A 1442-nucleotide genomic window follows, 5' to 3' on the forward strand; every position below is an offset into this window, starting at 1 on the left:
GCTGTGGTGCCAGCGCCTCGGTATTGCGCGTCTCGCCGCTGGTCAGCGCCACGTCCAGGTCGCTGGCCAGGCCGGCGCGGTGACGGCTGCGCGTCAGCGCCTCGGTGCGGCGCAGGCTGCCCAGGATATCCTCCAGCAGCAGCAGGCGCTCGCGCGCACCGCGCCAGATGAAGTACTGGCGCGCGATTTCGCCGCTCACCATCAGCCGGGCGCCGTCGATACCCGCCTCGGCCGCCAGCAGGTCACGCCCTGCCGCCCGCCGTGCCGCCCGCGCGGCGCCGAAGATGTCCAGCTCCCAGTTCAGGTCCAGCGCCAGCCGGCTGGCCTGGGTATCCGGCTCGCCGGCCTTGTAGGCGGCCGGCAGGCCGGAACGGCTGTCCGAACGCGACCCGGTCAGCGCCAGCGAAGGCCAGAGCTGCGACTGGCTGGCCCCCAGGCCGGCGCGCGCCTGCGCCACCCGTGCAACCGCCAGCCGAGCATCATGATTGCCGGCCAGCCCTTGCGCGATCAGGGCATCGAGCACCGGATCGGAGAACTGGCGCCACCACTCCCGGGCCAGCACCTCGCCCTCGTTCGCACCACCCTGCCAGGCTGGCGACAGTGTCAACGCCGGCTCGGGTGGCGGCGTCACGGCACAGCCCCCCAGCAAGGAGGCCGCCAGCACCATGCCCGGAGCACGTAGAATGAGAAAGGAATGGGTCCGCCTGACGCGGACAGCCCCGTAGCCGATCATGCTTTGACCATTAATTGGACCAAGTGGTACAGTTAATATTATTTCTTTACTGGACTGTCAAGTAATGAAAATCGACAAGGCACAGGCCTCGGCCGAGGTGCCGGCCCGCCCGAAACGCGGACGCCCGCGCGACCCGGAACGCCTGAAACGGGTCATCCTGACCGCTTCCTGCCAGTTCCTGGAGCAGGGATTCGAACGCACCAGCATGGAGTCGGTGGCGCAGGCGGCAGGCGTCTCCAAGATGACGCTGTACAACTACTTCGCCAGCAAGAACGCACTCATCGAGGCCTGTGTCGCCGCCCGTACCGACAGCATCTTCGAGGACTTCGGCGCTGACAGCCTGAGTCCGTCACGCCCGGAGGAGGCCCTGCGCCTGATCGCACGGCAGTTCCTCAAGCTCATGCGCTCGGACGACGTCATCCAGCTGCACCGCATGCTCCACGGCCTGGCCACGCTGCAGCCGGATGTCTGCCAGGGCTTCTTCAAGGCCGGGCCGACACGCATCGCCCAGCATGTCTGCCGCTATCTGGAATCGGCCATGGCCGCCGGCACCCTGCACATCGATGACGTGCCGCTCGCGGCCGACCAGTTGCTGGCGCTGATGCTGGGGCGCCCGCACCTGCATGCCACCCTGGGCCTGGGCAAGCCGGAGGCCGGACAGGATGAACACCTGGTCCGCGAAGGCGTGGCACTGTTCCTCGCGCGCTAC

At 68.3% G+C, this 1442-nt stretch carries 2 protein-coding genes; one reads left to right on the forward strand and one right to left on the reverse strand.

Annotated features, from left to right (window positions below; translation table 11 throughout):
* Positions 1-607 (reverse strand): TolC family protein (locus C5O18_RS09515; RefSeq protein WP_158249328.1); only part of this gene is annotated, 607 nt, incomplete at its 3' end.
* 190 nt (positions 608-797) lie between these two features.
* Here C5O18_RS09515 and C5O18_RS09520 point away from each other — a divergent pair.
* The coding region (locus tag C5O18_RS09520; protein ID WP_105193392.1) for a TetR/AcrR family transcriptional regulator at positions 798-1442 on the forward strand (645 nt) is incomplete at its 3' end.

This window comes from Amnimonas aquatica (assembly GCF_002943415.1).
Lineage (GTDB): Bacteria > Pseudomonadota > Gammaproteobacteria > Pseudomonadales > Moraxellaceae > Perlucidibaca > Perlucidibaca aquatica_A.